Raw genomic sequence first — 17,818 nt, 5'->3', positions numbered from 1 at the left:
TCAACAACTGGCAGAATGTTTTTCATCACCGCAATCGAGAAAACCGATGAGCGCTATCGAACGCAGAGAACGGGAAAAACAGGAACGCCGGGACAGCATCCTGGACAGTGCCGAACAGTGCTTCTTCAGCAAAGGGTACGAGCGCACCTCAATGAACGAGATAGCGCACGGAGCCACACTCAGCCGGGCGCTGCTTTACGTGTACTTCAAGGACAAAGCGGCAATCATGCGCGGCCTGATGCTGCGCGCCGGGCAACGCCTGCTGGAGCGCTTCCACAGCGCACAGGCAGCGGGCGGTAGCGGCCTGGAGCAACTCAAGCGGATCGGCCGGAGCTACTATCAATTCAGCATCGAGTGCCCGGATTATTTTGATGTATTGACCGACGCCAGCACCTTTGCACACCTGGTCGACAGCGACGAGCAAAGCGCCGAACTGGCGCACTGCTACGAGCAGTCAATGGCCTGCATGCTGCAATCGATCCACGATGGCATTACCGATGGCAGCCTCAACCCTGAGCTGGCCGCAGAGCCCCTGCTGACAGCCAACTTTCTGCGCGGCGCGCTGCACGGGGTCATCCTGCAGACCCGCCAGCACGATCCCTGCCAAGACAATCAGCCGTCACCGGAGCAGATGATCGACTTCACCCTGCAGATGCTAAACCAGTCACTGCGCGCCTGAGGCAGTTGCTTGCCATCCCCGGGATCAGCGCCCATGATGACTACTCATACACTTGAGGAGTACCCCATGCCCTGGTATGGATGGCTATTCATGGCACTGGCCTTCGGCAGCGTGCTGGGCAGCCTGCTGCTGTTGCGTGACAACGCCGGCAGCAACCGCGTCAGCCCGGAAACCCTGGCCAAGGTCAAGGCACGCGAAGCACAGCTCAAGGCAGAGGAAGCCGAGGAAGAAAAGCGCTGAACAACGCGGTAGACTAGGCGCCTGTAACGCCAGACTTCAACCAGGCGTCGCTTTCGCGATGCCGTCATCATTACGACGCTGACAAACCATGGTCAATTCACTGCAAGCTCAACTGCTCAAGGCCGGACTGGTCGACGAGAAGAAACTCAAGCAGGCGCAGCGCGCCAAAAAGAAAGAAGCCAAGGCTCAACCAGCCGGCGAGAAAACCCCAAGCGCCGCGCAGAAAGCCCGCGAACAAAAGGCCGAACGTGACCGCGAACTGAATCAACAGCGCCAGGCAGAGGCCGCGCGCAAGGCAGCCGAAGCGCAGGCCAAGCAGATGATCGAGCAGAACGTGGTCGATCGCGCTGGCGGCGAAACACCCTATCAGTTCGTCAGCAAGAACAAGATCAAGAAGATCCATGTCACCGAAGAGCAGTTTGCTCTGCTCAGCCGAGGCCGGCTCGGAATTACCCGCCTGTCAGGCGGATTTGTACTGATTCCGCTCGACATCGCCGAAAAGGTCCGCGAGCGCGTACCGCACTGGCCGGTGCATGTGGCCGAGGTCAAGAAAGAAAGCGCCGCCGAGGATGATCCCTACGCCGGCTACGAGATTCCTGACGATCTCATGTGGTAAGGCGAATCGGCCGCGCCAGGCACCCCGTCCTGGCGCGACCGATTCGTTCATCAGGCGTCTGCTTCAGTAGCGGATTCAACCGGTTGGTTGCCCGCGCCATTTTCCTCGCGATCATGCTGACGCTGGCGCTCCTGATCATAGTCATCCTCGGAGCAGTTCGGCTTATGCATGAACGTTCTGGATACGTCGATCAGGCCGACGTGTTCAATCGTGCGACGACCGATCAATACCGGATAGTTCATGTCGCCGCGATCGCGCAGCGAGAACTGCTCCTCGTAGACCCGATCTCCCATACAGATCGACATCTTCACCACCGGCCGGCGATCCGCCCCCCCAGCACCGCGTACCAGAATCCGCCGAAAGACCGGCCGCTCAAAGTGCATGGTGACCATCTCGTCAGTATCGGCATCGCGTACCGGCACATCGTAGCGAACCCACTCCTTGCCGTGATGCTCAAATTCTTCCAGGTTGACTGCATGCATGGACGAGGTCAGAGCACCTGAGTCCACCTTGATCTTGACCGCCGTGTACTCCGGCAGAATCAACCCTTTCTCGATCCAGCCGACCACCCGCGGACCGAACTGCACAGCCTCATCCGCCGCATGCGCGACGCCTGCGCCCAACGCAGCACACAACAGACCAACCGACAGACCCGCCAACTTCAATACTGACCGCATGAGACACCCTTACATTGATTAACCACCGGCCTTTTTGCCGGCGAGACAGAGCGCGCAGTGCCACGCGCCTTATGAGTAAAGATCACAAAAACAGATAACCTCTTGCAACCCCGGCGCGCATGCAGTCAAATCGCCAGCACGGATGACGGGAAAATACCGCTCAGGTTTTGACGGATTCGGCCGACACTGAGATACAACGCCACTGCGAACAGGATTCGTTGCAGGCATAAAAAAATAATAGACATCACCACTAGGCGTGTGGAGGTTACATGAAGCTGTTGCGCAACATTCGAATCAGTCAGAGGATCTGGCTGATCCTGATTATTGCCCTGGGCAGTACTATCATTTCCGAGGGGCTCTCCCTCTCCCACCTCCATACCGAAATGAAGCAGGACGAGGTCACCAAGGCAACACATCTCGTCGAGGTTGCGCACGACTTGATGGAGTACTACCACAAGAAGGAAGTCAGTGGAGAACTCACCGGTGAGCAGGCTCGCCAACAGGCCCTGGAAGCACTCTCGGCGTTGCGCTACGACGGCAACGAATACTTCTGGGTCAACGACCTCGACAACATCATGATCATGCATCCGCTGGCGCCACAGACCGTCGGCACGGACCTGTCCGAAGCCAAGAACACCGACGGCGTGAGCGTTATCCGCGAAATGGTAGCACTGGCCAGAGACAAAGGCACCGCCAGCTTCCAGTACAACTGGCCAAAGCCGGGTGAGAAGGAACCATCGCAAAAGATCGCCGCGTTCAAGCTGTTCAAACCCTGGGGTTACATGATCGGTACCGGCATCTACATCGATGCCCTGCAAGCCAAATTCCAGCAAGCACTGTACACCTCGCTGATCACGGCCCTGATCATCACGCTGGTAATGTTCGCCCTGCTCTTCATCATCGGGCGCAGCATTTCGCAACCGCTGGACAAGGTGGTCAACGCCATGCGCGGCATCGCGAGTGGCGAAGCCGACCTGACCCGTCGCCTGGATGACGATGCCCGTGACGAGCTGTCCCAGATCGCCAGCTACTTTAACCGTTTCAATCGCAACCTGGCCGACATCATAGGTCAATTGGGTGACAGCGCCCGTCAGTTGATCAGCTCCAGCCAGCAACTGGATCAGATCAGCAACAACAGTCTGCGCGACATGAGCCGCCAGTCTGAGCGCATGGAATTGATGGCCACCGCTATCAACGAGATCACCTACGGTGTGCAGGACGTGGCTCAGAACGCCAACGCCGCCGCTCAAGAGGTCGAGAACGCCAACCAGGGTGCCGCCAACGGTCGCCAGCAGGTCGAGCAGACCATCCACGAGATACGTCTGCTGTCCGACAGCGTTAACACCGCTGTTCAGCACATGGAAACCCTGTCCACCGATGCGAACGAAATCACCTCCGTGCTGGACGTCATCCGCAACATCGCCGAGCAGACCAACCTGCTGGCGCTGAACGCCGCCATTGAGGCAGCGCGTGCCGGTGAGATGGGACGTGGTTTTGCAGTGGTTGCCGACGAGGTACGCAATCTGGCTCAGCGCACCCAGCAGTCGACCGAAGAAATCCACAACATGATCAGCAAGCTGCAGACCAACACCCAAACGGTTGTCGGTGTGATCAATGAAAGTAGCCGCCACTCCCAGGCCAGCGTGGATCAGGTCAATGAGGCCGGCACCGCATTGGAACAGATTGCTCAATCGATGGAGCAACTAGTTGCGCTCAACGCCTCGATTGCCAGCGCCACTACCCAGCAATCAACCGTGGTTGAAGACGTAAACCGCAACGTCACCGAAGCGGCCGAGCTGGCTCGCGAAACTACCGATGGTGCCCGCGAAACAGCGCAGGCAGGTCAGCACCTGGCTGGCCTGGGTCGTCAGATCGACGAACTGGTACGCCGCTTCAAAGTCTGATCGGCCTGCCACAGCAAAAAAGCCCAGCCCGGATTCCCGGGCTCGGTTTTTTTGTGATTCATCGCGGAGGGTCAGTGCGAGCCTCCACTTGCAGCTTACCGTTTAATGCATGCGCGGTTGTTGTGTCAGTCTTTCGCCTTCACGGCGAGCCAAAGGGGACCGCTTGCCCGGCCCCCCTTGGCGATCCCCCCGGGCACCCGGCTACGCGGCCCTTCGGGTTCGCTGCGTTGCTCGGTCTAGCGGGGGCCGGCAGAACTCGTCGCTGCGCTCCTCAAACAGGCTGCCGTCCTTTTTCCCGCCAGCCCTGCGCTACTCGCCCGCGTAAACGGGGCCAACCCCGGTGCACACCCAACCATTCGCGCATTCGGTTAACTGCCTCGCCCCCTTGTCGCACTGGCCCAAACTTCGCAAAGAACCACAAAAAAGCCCTGCCCGGTTTCCCGAGCAGGGCTTTTTTGTGCCTGAATGCGTTACAGCACCATCACCGCAATCCAGCCAAAAATAATCAGCGGCAGGTTGTAGTGGATGAAGGTCGGCACCACAGTATCCCAGATGTGGTTGTGCTGGCCGTCCACGTTCAGACCCGCAGTCGGGCCGAGGGTCGAGTCGGAGGCAGGAGAACCGGCATCACCCAGCGCCGCGGCGGTACCAACCAGAGCAACGATCGCCGCCGGACTGAAGCCAAGGTGCATCGCCAGCGGCACATAAATGGCTGCAATGATCGGTATGGTCGAAAAAGATGAGCCGATGCCCATGGTAATCAGCAGCCCGACCAGCAACATCAGCAGTGCTGCCAGCGCCCGGTTGTCGCCAATCATCGCCGCAGAACTGTCAACCAACGTAGTAATCGCACCGGTCGCACGCATGACCTCAGCAAAGCCGGCAGCAGCAATCATGATGAAGCCGATCATGGCCATCATCTTCATGCCCTCGGTGAATACCCCGTCGGCCTCACGCCAGCGCACGACACCCGATACCGAGAAAATAACGAAGCCGGCCAGCGCGCCCATGATCATGGAGTCCAGCCAAAGCTGAATGACGAACGCGGCGACCACTGCGCCCAGCGCAGCCAGCAGCGACATCGGGTTGTAGCTGGCTTCCGCGCGCTCCACTTCACTGATTCGCTGCTCATCGTAATGCCGTGGTTTGCGGTAGCTGACAAACACTGCCACCAGCAGACCAAACAGCATGCCCAGCGCCGGCAGGGCCATCGCGTGCATGACGTTGATACCCTCAACGGAGGCGCCGCTTTCCGCCACGTTTGCCAATAGGATGTCATTGAGGAAGATGCCGCCAAAACCGACCGGCAGGAACATGTAGGGAGTGATCAGACCAAAGGTCAGCACGCAGGCCACGGCTCGACGATCCAGCTTCAGCCGCGCCATCACGAATAACAACGGCGGCACCAGCAGCGGAATGAACGCGATGTGAATCGGCAGGATGTTCTGTGAGGAGATAGCAACGGCCAGCAGCACCAGCAACAGCATCAGCTTGAGCACGCCGCCGCCACCGTCGCGTCGACTGTCGACCAGACCAAGCCCCTTGTCCGCCAGCGCATGGGCCAGACCAGACTTGGCAATCGCCACGGCAAACGCCCCCAGCAGCGCGTAGCTCAGCGCAATATTGGCCCCTTTGCCTAGCCCGGACTGGAAGGTGCTCAGGGTGGTTTCCAAACCCAGACCGCCCAGTAGACCGCCGGTCAACGCACCGAAAATCAAGGCGACCACCACATGCACGCGGCACAGGCTGAGCACCAGCATCACGGCGACAGCCGCTACTACTGCATTCATTTCTGACTCCCCATCTTCATGTCGCCTGCCGCCCCTTTGCAGCAAGCCCCACAACCCGGCGCCAAACGAGGCACCCCGAAGGCCGCGTACTCTGCCCCACTCCCCTGCCACTGTCAAAGAACGCTGACCAAAGGCACCAACGTGCCAGGATCAGGTACAGTAAGGCCCCCATCACGTCATTGAGGCCCGTCATGCAACGCATCGCCATTGTCGCCGGCAGTAGCCGCACCGATAGCCAGACCGCCAAGGTCGCCGCCTTTATCCGTCAAACACTGATCAGCACCCATAACCTGGACGCCGAGGCGGTTTCAGTTATTGATCTGGGCAAAGGGCCTTTGCCGCTGTGGCCAAGTGATGAGGACAGCCGATGGCCTGAATACGAAGCACAACTAAGCGCTGCGGATGCGGCGATCATTCTGGCGCCGGAATGGCACGGAATGGCCTGCCCGGCGATCAAGAACTTCTTCCTCTACGCCAGCAAGGCACAATTGGCCCACAAACCCGCGATGCTGGGTGCCATCTCCGCGAGTGTCGGTGGCGCATTCCCGATCAGCGAACTGCGCGCTTCCAGCTACAAGAACTGCCGCCTGTGCTACATCCCGGAGCACCTGATCGTACGTGACGTTAACCATGTCATGAACGGCGAAACGCCAGAGTCCCAGGCCGACGAGCGCTTGCGTCAGCGACTCGATTACAATCTCGATGTACTGCTGCATTACACCCGCGCGCTGGCAAGCATCCGTCCCTTGATTGACATGAGCAACCCCGCCTTTGCCAACGGCATGTCCTGATCAGGGCCGCATTAGACTAAAGTACAGGCCGTCATCCTACCGTCCGGGCGGCGGCCTGCAAGGCTCGGAACAGAGCCATCACGCCTGCTGATTCACTGCATTTTCAAGACACTCGCATGACAGTTCGACGATGGTCGTAAAGTCAGGCGTGCAGTCGCGTGCTTTATTTTCCTCGGCGTAACCCATGCCACACCTCACATCAGGAGAATAACAATGAAGCATGTGACTCCCCTAGCGCTCGCCGTTACCGCGGCGATTGCCTGCGGCAACACCCAGGCCGCGGGATTCGCAGACGACGCCACCGCGTCCCTGCAACTGCGCAATTTCTACTTCAATCGCGATTTCAGAGACCCCGGTGCACAGTCCAAGGCCGAGGAATGGGCCCAAGGCTTCATCTTCAAAGCAGAATCCGGCTACACCCCTGGCGCACTGGGATTCGGTGTCGACGTCTACGCTGGCCTCGGTCTGAAGCTGGACTCCGATGACGAGCGCGCCGGCTCAGGATTGCTGGCCAACAGCTATGGTGATGAAGGCAAGGACAGCTATAGCGAAGCCACCGCCGCGCTCAAGGCGCGCCTGTCCAACACCGTCCTCAAGGTTGGCGGCCTGATGCCCAAACTGCCAGTCGTCAGCTCCGGCGATTCCCGCCTTCTCCCGCAGAGTTTCACTGGCGCCAGTTTGTCCATGAACGAAATCGAGAATCTCGATGTTCAGGCCGGACAATTGCGTGAGGTCAACTACCGCAACAGCAGCAACCGTGAAGACATACGCGCCACCGTTGGCGGCGCCTCTGACCGCTTCAACTACCTGGGCGGTAGCTACGCCTTCAACAGTAAAAACACCACCATTGGGCTCTGGCGTGCGGAACTGCAGGACGTCTACAACCAGAACCTGATCAACCTGATTCACACCCAGCCGGTGGGAGACTGGAAGCTCGGCGTCAACCTTGCCTGGTTTGATAGCAGTGACGATGGCAACCAGCCCATCGACATTGACCACCAACTGACCTCACTGACATTGTCCGCAGCCACCGGCCCGCACACTTTCCGACTGGGCTATCAGGACAGTGACGGGGATACCGCCTTCCCATACCTGGCCGAGACCGATCCGTACATCGTCAACTATGTGCAGATCCTCGACTTCACCCGCGCCGATGAGCAGTCCTGGCAGGCGCGCTACGACATCAACTTTGCATCGCTAGGCGTCCCCGGATTGAGCGCATTTGCCCGCTATGTCAGCGGTGACAACTTCCAGGTAGCCGGCAATGATGGCAGCGAGTGGGAGCGCGATATCGACGTCAGCTACACCGTCCAGAGCGGCACATTCAAGAATCTGGCCGTACGCTGGCGTAACGCCATGGTGCGTTCCGACGCCACCCGCGACATCGATGAGAACCGCCTGATCCTGAGCTACAGCATTGCCCTGAAGTAATACTGCTCCATCCAGGCCCCCCACACGATTGCCTGGAATTTTGCCGCTGCGCCATCCCCGATTGGTCGCAGCGGTTTTTTTTGCTCAGCACGGACATCAGTGCAAGCTGAAAGCAAACGGTCCACCGCAGGGACACCTGCCCTCCAACCTGTGAAGACCTGCCTTGCGCCCCCGGTCCTCTGCCTTGCGCTCTCGAGCCCCACATCCAAGCCATGAAAAAAGGCGCCGAAGCGCCTTTTTCAATGCGGACAATCGCCTGCTCAGTAACGCTCAACCTCGGCTTCACTGCGCAACTGCTGCTGGGCTGCGGCAAAGTCCTGCTGTCCCGACTGACCGGCAACAAACAGACCATACTGATCCGCGCCACCTTCCGCCGACTGCACGTCTTCAGCAACCGAAACACCGTTCAGCACGACCAGCCAGTAGCCGCCTGCCGCACGCTTGAAGCTGGCGTAGACCGGCTTGTCGGCCTCAGGCTTCGGCATGGCAAAGACATTACGTAGCAGGGCTTGGTCAATCTGGTTTTCACCACGACCAACCGCTTCGTGCTGCTGCCACTCGAGGCCCGCCTGCTCAGCCGCCGCGTCAACGGTCAGCGCCTGCGAACGCAATTGCTCAACCAGTTGATCAGCCTTCTCAGCAGCGGCTTGCTCAGCCTTGGTATGGGCAAGTTGGGTACGGATGTCTGCACTAACGTCCGCCAGTGGGCGCTGCTCCGGCGTGAGGTGCTGCTTCACCCGAATGACCACCACGGTGTCAGCGTCCAGCTCAATCAGATCACTGTTGAATCCGTTGTTCAGAACATCATCGCTGAACGCTGCGTTCATCACCTTCGGGTTGGCCGCCAGGCCTTCACCACCGAGACGCTCGACCGGCCCCAGCGTCTCAACAGTCAGGCCAAGCGCAGCGGCAGGCTCTGCCAGGTCTGGGGCTTCATGAGCCAGATTGGCCAGTTGCTGGGAAGCATCAACAAAGCTGCGTTCGACCTGCTCGGTCTTCAGTTCCTGGACCAGTTGATCACGCATGGAGTCCAACGAAGGCACTTCCGGCGCCTTCAGATCGGTCAGCTTGACCAATTGGAAGCCATAGCTGGTGCGCACTGGCGCGGACACTTCGCCCGGCTGCAACGCAAACAGCGCGTCATCAAACGCTTGGTCGAAGCTACCCTTAACGATGTAGCCCAGATCACCGCCATCACGGGAGCTGCCGGTGTCATCTGACATTTCTTCAGCGACCTTGGCAAAGTCCTCACCAGCCGCAATACGCGCTGCAGCCTCATCGATGCGTGCCTTGGCAGCAGCCTCGTCGTCGCCGATCTCAACCAGAATATGCGAGGCGCGACGCTGCTCGGCAAGATTGCCGATTTCACGCTCGTAGAGCTGCTGAACAGCCTCGTCATCGACCTCGACCTGGTCGAAGAAACTCTTGCGTGACAGTGTCAGCGTATTCAGCACTACTCGCTCAGGGGTCATGAATTGCTGCGCATTAGCAGCGTAATAGGCTTCCACCTCGGCATCAGTTACTTCGGTGTCAACATCGTCGACCGGCATTGCCAACGCAGCAAAATCACGAGTCTGGTTCTCCAGCGCAGCTAACTGCTTACTCTCCAGCGGCGTGGCAAAGGAGGTGGCCTCGTATCCATTGCGATACTGGGTAATCAGCAACTGCTGACGCACCAGGTCACGGAAGGCCATACGCGATGGCATCCCCATGTTGCGAATCACCACATCAAAACGGTTGGCGTCAAACTTGCCGTCAACCTGAAAGTCCGGCGTACTCAGGATCAACTGATCGATCATCTGATCGGAAATCTGGAAACCCGCTTCCTGAGCTCCCTGAATCAATACAGAGCGTTCAATCATGCCGTCCAGCACGGTGCTGCGCAGGAAGGCTTCATCGATCATGCTCGGATCAAACTGACTGCCCATCTGCTGCAGCTGCTGCATCAACTGGCGGCGCTGCAGAGCAACGGCCTGCTCAAGCTCCAGCTTCGAAATCGGCTCACCGTTGACCTCGGCTGCTTCATCCGCCTTGTTGGTAAAGCGGTTGATGGATTCCCATCCTGTCAGCGCAAAAATCAGCACGATGATGCCGACGATCACCTTGGCGACCCAGCTCTGTGCATTGTCCCTCATTGTTTGCAGCATCATGCCCCCGAAGCGTCTGCAGAGTACGACTTTAAGGCCTTCGGCCTCCGAAATGGTTCCGGCGTCGCTTTTTTATTTGTCCAACAAAAAAGGCGCATCACATTGATGCGCCTTTCTGCTAACTGTCGAGACCAGCTGGAGAAGCCATCGCTGGCAGTCTGGTTACCGGTCCCGAAGCGCATCCCAACAACCGGGATGCGTCACATCAGATCAGGGACGCGATCAGTTAACGGCGTCCTTCAGAGCCTTGCCAGCCTTGAAGCTGGGGATCTTGGCTGCGCTGATCTCGATCGGCTGACCAGTCTGCGGGTTGCGACCAGTGCGAGCGGCACGCTCTTTGACTGCGAAAGTACCGAAACCTACCAGAACAACCGAATCACCGTCTTTCAGAGCACCGGTAACGGAATCAATGACGGCGTCCAGAGCACGACCGGCAGCAGCTTTCGGAATATCGGCAGATGCGGCGATGGCATCAATCAGTTCAGACTTGTTCACTCTAAGTCCCCTTATATCTAGTTCAATGAGTTGTTAGTCATTATGTAAGCTTTTGGTCTTAGCAAAGCTGTGGCCAGTCAGCATACCTGCATAGGTCGAAGCCGCTTTATAGCAAGCGGTCAAAAACCGTGTCAAGGAGTGCCAATGGCACTCTGGACGGGTCAGTGAAAGCATCCACAGCGGAATCCATCACCCACCAAACTCTGATGGTCCTATCAGTGAGTACTGATGCGTCCCTTTTCATCAGTCTCGCGATTGTCATCCTTTGCCACCATCTCTTCAACCCCTTCTTTCAAGGGCTCCGGCGAGTATTGCAGCGCAATAGCCAACACTTCGTCAATCCATTTTACCGGTTTAACCTCGATATCCTGGAGGATCTTCTCAGGAATCTCTTTCAGATCACGTAAATTGTCATGTGGAATGATCACGGTACGGATGCCGCCGCGGTGCGCAGCCAGCAACTTCTCCTTCAAACCACCAATCGGCAGAACCTGACCGCGCAACGCAATTTCGCCGGTCATGGCAACATCTGCCCGCACCGGGATACCAGTCAACGCGGATACCAACGCGGTACACATGCCGATACCAGCGCTCGGACCATCCTTCGGCGTCGCGCCTTCCGGCACGTGGATATGGATGTCGTTCTTCTCGTGAAAATCAGCCGCGATACCAAGACTCGCAGCGCGACTCCGCACCACGGTCAGCGCCGCGCTGATGGATTCCTGCATGACGTCACCCAGCGAACCGGTCTTGATCTGACGACCCTTGCCCGGCACCACAACCGCCTCCAGACTGAGCAATTCACCACCAACCTGGGTCCACGCCAGACCGGTTACCTGACCGACCTGGTCGCTCTCCTCGGCCAGGCCGTACTTGAACTTGCGCACGCCCAGATAATGCTCCAGCAGCGCCTCGTCCAGCACTACCGGCTTGGGCTTGCGTTCAGTTGCCTGCTCCTTGACCACCTTGCGGCAGACCTTGGCGATCTGGCGCTCCAGGCCACGCACACCCGCTTCACGGGTGTAGTAGCGAATCAGGTCACGCAGCGATTCAAGGGTGAAGGTAAGCTCGCCTTTTTTCAGACCGTTGTTCTTGGTCTGCTTCGGCACCAGATAGCGCTGGGCAATATTGATCTTTTCATCTTCGGTGTAACCCGGGATGCGGATAATTTCCATCCGGTCCAGCAACGGGGCGGGAATGTTCATCGAGTTAGAGGTGCAGATGAACATCACATCAGACAGGTCGTAATCGACTTCCAGATAGTGATCGTTGAAGGCGTGATTCTGCTCCGGGTCGAGCACTTCGAGCAGGGCTGAGGACGGATCGCCGCGCATGTCCTGCCCCATCTTGTCGATCTCATCGAGCAGGAACAGCGGGTTCTTCACCCCGGCCTTGGTCATTTTCTGAATCAATTTGCCCGGCATCGAACCGATGTAGGTACGACGGTGACCACGAATTTCGGCCTCATCACGCACGCCACCCAGCGCCATGCGCACAAACTCGCGATTGGTCGCACGCGCCAGTGACTCACCCAGAGACGTCTTACCAACGCCCGGAGGGCCCACCAGACACAGCACAGGGCCTTTCAGCTTGCGTACCCGCTTCTGCACCGCCAAATACTCGAGAATGCGCTCTTTGACCTCTTCCAGGCCATAGTGATCGGTCTCCAGTACCTTCTCGGCGCGCTGGATGTCATGCTTGACCTTGGTCGCCTTCTTCCACGGCACGCCCGTCAGCCAATCGATGTAGGAGCGGACCACCGTGGCTTCTGCCGACATGGGCGACATCATCTTCAGCTTGTTCAACTCGGCGTTCGCCTTGGCCAGCGCCTCTTCGGTCATCCCTGCATCGTCAATCTTGCGACGCAGGTCATCGAACTCACTGTGTCCGTCCTCCAGATTCCCCATCTCCTTCTGGATGGCTTTCATCTGCTCGTTGAGGTAATACTCGCGCTGGCTGCGCTCCATCTGTTTCTTGACCCGGCCACGGATGCGCTTCTCGACCTGCAGTAGATCGATTTCACCATCGAGCACGCCGAGCACATGCTCAACCCGATCACGCAGTGGCAGGACTTCCAGAATCTTTTGCTTTTCATCCAGTTTTAGCGACAAATGCGCCGCCATGGTGTCGACCAGACGGCCGGGCTCGTCGATGCTGGACAGTGAAGAGACGACTTCGGCCGGCACTTTCTTGCCGAGCTGCACGAACTGCTCAAACTGGCTCATCAGGCTGCGCACCAGCACTTCGGACTCGCGCTCATCCAGTGCGGAGTCGTCCAGCAGGTCGACCTCTGCGCGCTGATAATTGCCGGTGTCGTCCAGTTCGGTAATACGGGCACGACGCTCACCTTCGACCAGCACCTTCACTGTGCCGTCGGGCAGTTTCAGCAGTTGCAGAATGGTGGCCAGGGTGCCCATTTCGTAGAGGCCATCACGACCCGGATCGTCGTCACCCGGATCCCGCTGGGCGACCAATAGCACCTGCTTATTACTCGACATCGCCGCGTCGAGCGCCTGAATGGATTTGTCACGCCCGACAAACAGCGGGATGACCATATGGGGATACACCACCACATCACGCAGTGGCAGGAGCGGGAATTCGCTAGAAGTCGTCATGGCAGAGGCTCGCTCGGTGAAGGGTACCCTGCAATGCGGCACCGATACTTGAAGATGTCATGTTTTCAACATGGGGGCTGCTGCGGAAAATTACAAGCGCGGGAACAGCATCAATGACAAACAGATTGCACAATGGCAGCCCGGAAACAACAACGCCGCCCGAGGGCGGCGTTGCAACATCGACGATCAGTCTTCGGGGACCGCCTTGGGCGGCTGCTCCGGCGTCTCATAGATCAGCAGCGGCTTGGCATCGCCACTGATAACGTTCTCGTCGATGACCACCTTGCTGACGTTCTCAGCAGAGGGGATTTCGTACATGGTTTCCAGCAGCACGCTCTCCAGAATGGAACGCAGGCCACGGGCGCCGGTCTTGCGCTCCAGTGCACGGGAAGCAATTGCCTTCAGCGCATCGGTGCGGAACTCCAGCTCCACGTCTTCCATATCGAACAGCCGCGCATACTGCTTGGTAAGCGCGTTTTTCGGCTCGGTCAGAATCTGGATCAAGGCATCCTCGTCCAGCTCATTCAGCGTCGCAATCACCGGCAGACGGCCAACGAATTCCGGGATCAGACCAAAACGCACCAGATCGTCCGGCTCGACATCCTTCAAGGTGTCACCCACCTTCTTGCCGGCATCGTTGCTGCGCACGGTCGCGTTGAAACCGATACCGCTTTTCTCGGAGCGATCACGAATGACCTTCTCCAAACCAGCAAACGCACCGCCGCAGATAAACAGGATGTTGCGGGTATCGACCTGCAGAAACTCCTGTTGCGGGTGCTTACGGCCACCTTGCGGCGGAACCGAGGCAACGGTGCCTTCAATCAGTTTCAGCAGCGCCTGCTGCACACCCTCACCCGATACGTCGCGGGTGATGGACGGGTTGTCAGACTTGCGCGAAATCTTGTCGATCTCGTCGATGTAGACAATACCCATTTGGGCCTTCTCGACATCGTAGTCGCACTTCTGCAGCAACTTCTGAATGATGTTCTCGACATCCTCACCGACATAGCCCGCTTCGGTCAGGGTGGTGGCATCAGCGATGGTAAAGGGTACGTTCAGCAACCGGGCCAGCGTTTCGGCCAGCAAAGTTTTACCTGACCCTGTCGGACCGATCAGCAGAATATTGCTCTTACCCAGCTCAACGTCGTCCTTGCCCTGACGCTGATTCAAACGCTTGTAGTGGTTGTAGACCGCAACAGACAGCACTTTCTTAGCCCGCTGCTGACCAATCACGTACTGGTCCAGAATCGAGCAAATTTCGACCGGCGTCGGCAGCTTCTGCTGACTGCTCTCAATCTGACTTTCCTGCACTTCTTCGCGAATGATGTCGTTGCACAGATCAACGCACTCATCGCAGATAAACACGGAGGGGCCGGCAATCAGCTTGCGCACTTCATGCTGGCTCTTGCCGCAGAAGGAGCAATACAGCAGTTTGCCGTTGTCGTCGCCCTTCCCAGTCATATCGGTCATCGAAAACCCCTACTCTTGAATCGCTCTCAAATACAAAGATGGGGGCATTATTCCCACTTTGCAAGTGCGACCCGATCAACTTGCACCGGCTATACAGCACCATACCCGCCAACGGCCAAGGTACGGCGCACAGGGCACGCCGGCGTTAAACAACCTTTACTCGGCGCTGGTACGCGATTCCAGAACCTGATCGATGAGACCGTACTCAACCGCCTCGGCACCGCTCATGAAACGGTCACGATCGGTATCGCGCGCAATCACGTCCAGCGGCTGACCGGTGTGGTCAGCAAGCACCTTATTCAGACGCTCACGGATGAACAGGATCTCGCGGGCATGAATCTCGATGTCAGACGCCTGCCCCTGGAAACCACCCAGCGGCTGGTGAATCATCATTCGCGCATGCGGCAGGCAGAATCGCTTGCCGGCAGCACCGCCAGCCAACAACAGCGCACCCATGCTGCAAGCCTGACCAATACACAGGGTACTGACGTTCGGCTTAATGAACTGCATGGTGTCGTAAATGGCCATGCCAGCGGTCACTGAACCGCCCGGGGAGTTGATATACAGGTGGATGTCCTTGTCCGGATTCTCCGACTCAAGGAACAGCAGCTGCGCTACAACCAGATTGGCCATGTAGTCTTCCACCTGACCCACGAGGAAGATCACGCGCTCTTTCAGCAGCCGCGAATAAATATCGTAGGAGCGTTCACCCCGAGCAGACTGCTCGATCACCATCGGGACCAGGCCGCCTGCGGCCTTCACGTCTGGGGGCAACTGCATAAAGCTGTTTTGGGTCATGGATTCCTGTCACTCCGAATGTGCTAGTCGCAAAAACGCACAAGCCAGCCCGAAGGCTGGCTTGCGTTTACGGAAAGCGGCAGCGAATTACTCGCCTGCTTGTGCTTCCTCGGCCTCACCAGCTTCAACCTGAGCAGGTTGTGCCGGCTTCACAGCCTCTTCATAAGCGACTTTCTTATCAGTCACTTGCGCCTTCTGGAGCACAGTATCCACGACTTGTTCTTCCAGCACAACCGACTGGATTTCGCCCAGTTGCTGTTCGTTCTGGTAGTACCAGTTGATGACCTGCTCCGGCTCTTGGTAGGCAGAAGCCAGCTCTTCAACCATCGCACGAACGCGATCGTTGTCCGGCTTGATGTCGTTTTGCTTGACGACTTCAGCCACGATCAGGCCCAGGCTAACACGGCGCTTGGCCTGCTCTTCGAACAGCTCAGCCGGCAGTTGGCTGGCCTGAATGTTGGCACCACCGAACTGCTGCACAGCCTGCTCACGCAGACGGTCGATTTCAGTGCTGATCAGCGCCTTCGGCACTTCAACAGTGTTGGTGTTCAGCAGACCGTCCATGACCTGGCCTTTGACCTTGGTCTTGATCGCCTGACGCAGTTCACGCTCCATGTTCTTACGAACTTCGGCGCGGAAACCTTCCAGGCCACCTTCGTTCACACCAAACTGAGCGAAGAACTCGTCATTCAGCTCCGGCAGAGCCGGTGCAGCAACCGCTTGAACGGTAGTTTCGAACTCGGCGGCCTTGCCAGCCAGATCCAGGTTCTGATAATCCTCAGGGAAGGTGACGTTCAGGGTCAGGCTGTCGCCCGCCTTGGCACCGACCAGACCTTCTTCAAAGCCTGGAATCATGCGGCCAGAGCCCAGCACCAGGTTGGTGCCATTGGCAGTACCACCCTGGAAAACTTCGCCGTCGATCTTGCCAACGAAGTCGATGGTGACCTGATCGCCGTTTTCGGCAGCACGCTCAACCGCTTCAAAACGGGTGTTTTGCTTACGCAGGGTTTCCAGCATGGTGTCGACGTCAGCGTCAGTTACTTCCGACTCGGGACGCTCAACACTGATGGTTTCAAAACCCGCCAGAGTGACTTCCGGGTAGACTTCGAACGTAGCGATGTACTCGAAATCCTTGCCTGCTTCCATGGACTTGGGCTCAACGCTCGGCGCACCAGCCGGGTTCAGCTTTTCCTGCATGACAGCTTCGTAGAAGGAGGACTGAATCACTTCGCCGATAACCTCCTGATGAGCGGAAGCACCAAAGCGCTTGCGGATAACGCTCATCGGCACCTTGCCAGGACGGAAACCATCAACGCGGGCGCGCTTGGCGGTCTGCTGCAGACGCTTGTTGACCTCGTTTTCAATACGATCGGCAGGAATGCCTACGGTCATACGGCGCTCGAGGCCGGAAGTGGTTTCAACCGAAACTTGCATGGATAGTCCTCGTTCAACAGACAAAGAAAATGATTATTGGTAGATTCCAAAGGGACGACATTCTAGTCGCTTGAATAGCAGAAGTCATCACCGTAGCGATAAAGCGCAAAACAACGCCTCCTTGCCCCCCAATACAACCCCACAACTGAAAAAAACGGACCGTTCGGCCGTCATATTCCAGCGACCCGGCTAACGCAAACAGCGAAATAAAAACAATCACAAGGCAGTGAGCGAAATCCACGAACGCCAAAAACAAAAAACCGCCCTTACGAGGCGGTTTTTGTTGAAGCCATCGGACATACATCAATCCGACTGAAGGATGGTGCGGACGGGGAGACTCGAACCCACCAACTCACAGCGGCCGCCGCTGGAGGCAGCATTCTACCGTTGATTAGCGCCGACCGGAGGTGTTCGTTTGTTCCCAGAGTGTTCCCAACGGGAACGTGTCGGTTTCCTGAGAGGCTCAGCCGGGGTGGCCTAGCTTCGATTTAGGTTGAGGCTTCAATAAAAGGTAATTTTTGTAATTCACAGATTGATCATACCTAATATCTATCAATATCAAACAGTTAAGCAACAAACCTAAAGGTGATTAAATCGCAATTTCACGTAACCAAGTTACCTTTTCAGGATGCAACCTTTTGGAAAACACAAACCCTTTAAAATCAGTAGCTTGCAAAAAAATTACATTTCACATTACGTAAAGTGACACTCCTTTGTAATCCGCGCAGCCC

Annotated in this window: 14 protein-coding genes; 6 read left to right on the top strand and 8 right to left on the bottom strand. The window is 57.5% G+C overall.

The window, feature by feature from the left end:
* Positions 1-46 precede the first annotated feature (46 nt).
* The 3 genes from C1949_RS11820 (at position 47) to C1949_RS11810 (ending at position 1,535) form a co-directional block, all read left to right on the top strand.
* A complete protein-coding gene (locus C1949_RS11820; RefSeq protein ID WP_104738669.1) occupies positions 47-679 on the top strand; it encodes a TetR/AcrR family transcriptional regulator in 633 nt (210 codons plus the stop codon).
* A gap of 33 nt (positions 680-712) precedes the next feature.
* Positions 713-919, top strand: a complete 207-nt coding sequence (locus C1949_RS11815) for a DUF2897 family protein (RefSeq protein WP_244908253.1) — start codon at positions 713-715, stop codon at positions 917-919.
* An 88-nt stretch (positions 920-1,007) separates the two neighbouring features.
* On the top strand, positions 1,008-1,535 hold the full coding sequence (locus tag C1949_RS11810; RefSeq protein WP_104738667.1) for a DUF2058 domain-containing protein: 528 nt from the start codon (positions 1,008-1,010) through the stop codon (positions 1,533-1,535).
* Between the two features lie 50 nt (positions 1,536-1,585).
* Here the strand turns inward: C1949_RS11810 and rloA3 are convergent, their stop codons facing one another.
* Complete coding sequence (rloA3, locus tag C1949_RS11805) at positions 1,586-2,212, bottom strand: retropepsin-like aspartic peptidase RloA3 (RefSeq protein ID WP_104738666.1); 627 nt, start codon at positions 2,210-2,212, stop codon at positions 1,586-1,588.
* 269 nt (positions 2,213-2,481) lie between these two features.
* Here rloA3 and C1949_RS19430 point away from each other — a divergent pair, with 269 nt between their 5' ends.
* Complete coding sequence (locus tag C1949_RS19430; RefSeq protein ID WP_104738665.1) at positions 2,482-4,116, top strand: methyl-accepting chemotaxis protein; 1,635 nt, start codon at positions 2,482-2,484, stop codon at positions 4,114-4,116.
* A 470-nt stretch (positions 4,117-4,586) separates the two neighbouring features.
* Here the strand turns inward: C1949_RS19430 and C1949_RS11795 are convergent, their stop codons facing one another.
* The gene (locus C1949_RS11795; RefSeq protein WP_104738664.1) at positions 4,587-5,906 is read right to left on the bottom strand and encodes a Na+/H+ antiporter family protein; all 1,320 of its coding nucleotides are present in this window, start codon (positions 5,904-5,906) and stop codon (positions 4,587-4,589) included.
* Between the two features lie 191 nt (positions 5,907-6,097).
* Between C1949_RS11795 and C1949_RS11790 the strand changes: the two genes are divergently transcribed.
* Both C1949_RS11790 and C1949_RS11785 read left to right on the top strand, forming a co-directional pair.
* Positions 6,098-6,697 (top strand): NADPH-dependent FMN reductase, encoded by a 600-nt coding sequence (locus C1949_RS11790; RefSeq protein ID WP_104738663.1) that lies wholly within the window; start codon positions 6,098-6,100, stop codon positions 6,695-6,697.
* A 213-nt stretch (positions 6,698-6,910) separates the two neighbouring features.
* A complete protein-coding gene (locus C1949_RS11785; RefSeq protein WP_104738662.1) occupies positions 6,911-8,128 on the top strand; it encodes an OprD family porin in 1,218 nt (405 codons plus the stop codon).
* Positions 8,129-8,388: 260 nt separating this feature from the next.
* Here the strand turns inward: C1949_RS11785 and C1949_RS11780 are convergent, their stop codons facing one another.
* The 6 genes from C1949_RS11780 to tig form a co-directional block, all read right to left on the bottom strand.
* Complete coding sequence (locus C1949_RS11780) at positions 8,389-10,263, bottom strand: SurA N-terminal domain-containing protein (protein ID WP_308421309.1); 1,875 nt, start codon at positions 10,261-10,263, stop codon at positions 8,389-8,391.
* Positions 10,264-10,497: 234 nt separating this feature from the next.
* Complete coding sequence (gene hupB / locus C1949_RS11775) at positions 10,498-10,770, bottom strand: nucleoid-associated protein HU-beta (protein WP_065336085.1); 273 nt, start codon at positions 10,768-10,770, stop codon at positions 10,498-10,500.
* Between the two features lie 215 nt (positions 10,771-10,985).
* Positions 10,986-13,385 carry an endopeptidase La gene (lon, locus tag C1949_RS11770; RefSeq protein WP_104738661.1) on the bottom strand — a complete coding sequence of 800 codons (2,400 nt, stop codon included), beginning with the start codon at positions 13,383-13,385 and terminating at the stop codon, positions 10,986-10,988.
* 186 nt (positions 13,386-13,571) lie between these two features.
* Positions 13,572-14,855 carry an ATP-dependent Clp protease ATP-binding subunit ClpX gene (clpX, locus tag C1949_RS11765; RefSeq protein WP_104738660.1) on the bottom strand — a complete coding sequence of 428 codons (1,284 nt, stop codon included), beginning with the start codon at positions 14,853-14,855 and terminating at the stop codon, positions 13,572-13,574.
* A gap of 156 nt (positions 14,856-15,011) precedes the next feature.
* On the bottom strand, positions 15,012-15,653 hold the full coding sequence (gene clpP, locus C1949_RS11760) for an ATP-dependent Clp endopeptidase proteolytic subunit ClpP (RefSeq protein WP_104738659.1): 642 nt from the start codon (positions 15,651-15,653) through the stop codon (positions 15,012-15,014).
* 87 nt (positions 15,654-15,740) lie between these two features.
* Positions 15,741-17,087 carry a trigger factor gene (tig, locus tag C1949_RS11755; RefSeq protein WP_104738658.1) on the bottom strand — a complete coding sequence of 449 codons (1,347 nt, stop codon included), beginning with the start codon at positions 17,085-17,087 and terminating at the stop codon, positions 15,741-15,743.
* Positions 17,088-17,818 lie beyond the last annotated feature (731 nt).

This window comes from Halopseudomonas oceani (assembly GCF_002903165.1).
Classification (GTDB): Bacteria; Pseudomonadota; Gammaproteobacteria; order Pseudomonadales; family Pseudomonadaceae; genus Halopseudomonas; species Halopseudomonas oceani.
Note: the sequence above shows the minus strand (reverse complement) of the source record. Positions and strands in the feature narration are given on the sequence as shown.

Coding starts and splice junctions, on each gene's coding strand:
- C1949_RS11795 (WP_104738664.1), bottom strand. CDS start 5,906: ATGAATGCAGTAGTAGCGGCTGTCGCCGTGATGCTGGTGCTCAGCCTG.
- C1949_RS11790 (WP_104738663.1), top strand. CDS start 6,098: ATGCAACGCATCGCCATTGTCGCCGGCAGTAGCCGCACCGATAGCCAG.
- C1949_RS19430 (WP_104738665.1), top strand. CDS start 2,482: ATGAAGCTGTTGCGCAACATTCGAATCAGTCAGAGGATCTGGCTGATC.
- C1949_RS11820 (WP_104738669.1), top strand. CDS start 47: ATGAGCGCTATCGAACGCAGAGAACGGGAAAAACAGGAACGCCGGGAC.
- C1949_RS11815 (WP_244908253.1), top strand. CDS start 713: ATGATGACTACTCATACACTTGAGGAGTACCCCATGCCCTGGTATGGA.
- clpX (WP_104738660.1), bottom strand. CDS start 14,855: ATGACCGATATGACTGGGAAGGGCGACGACAACGGCAAACTGCTGTAT.
- C1949_RS11780 (WP_308421309.1), bottom strand. CDS start 10,263: ATGAGGGACAATGCACAGAGCTGGGTCGCCAAGGTGATCGTCGGCATC.
- C1949_RS11785 (WP_104738662.1), top strand. CDS start 6,911: ATGAAGCATGTGACTCCCCTAGCGCTCGCCGTTACCGCGGCGATTGCC.
- tig (WP_104738658.1), bottom strand. CDS start 17,087: ATGCAAGTTTCGGTTGAAACCACTTCCGGCCTCGAGCGCCGTATGACC.
- clpP (WP_104738659.1), bottom strand. CDS start 15,653: ATGACCCAAAACAGCTTTATGCAGTTGCCCCCAGACGTGAAGGCCGCA.
- rloA3 (WP_104738666.1), bottom strand. CDS start 2,212: ATGCGGTCAGTATTGAAGTTGGCGGGTCTGTCGGTTGGTCTGTTGTGT.
- C1949_RS11810 (WP_104738667.1), top strand. CDS start 1,008: ATGGTCAATTCACTGCAAGCTCAACTGCTCAAGGCCGGACTGGTCGAC.
- lon (WP_104738661.1), bottom strand. CDS start 13,385: ATGACGACTTCTAGCGAATTCCCGCTCCTGCCACTGCGTGATGTGGTG.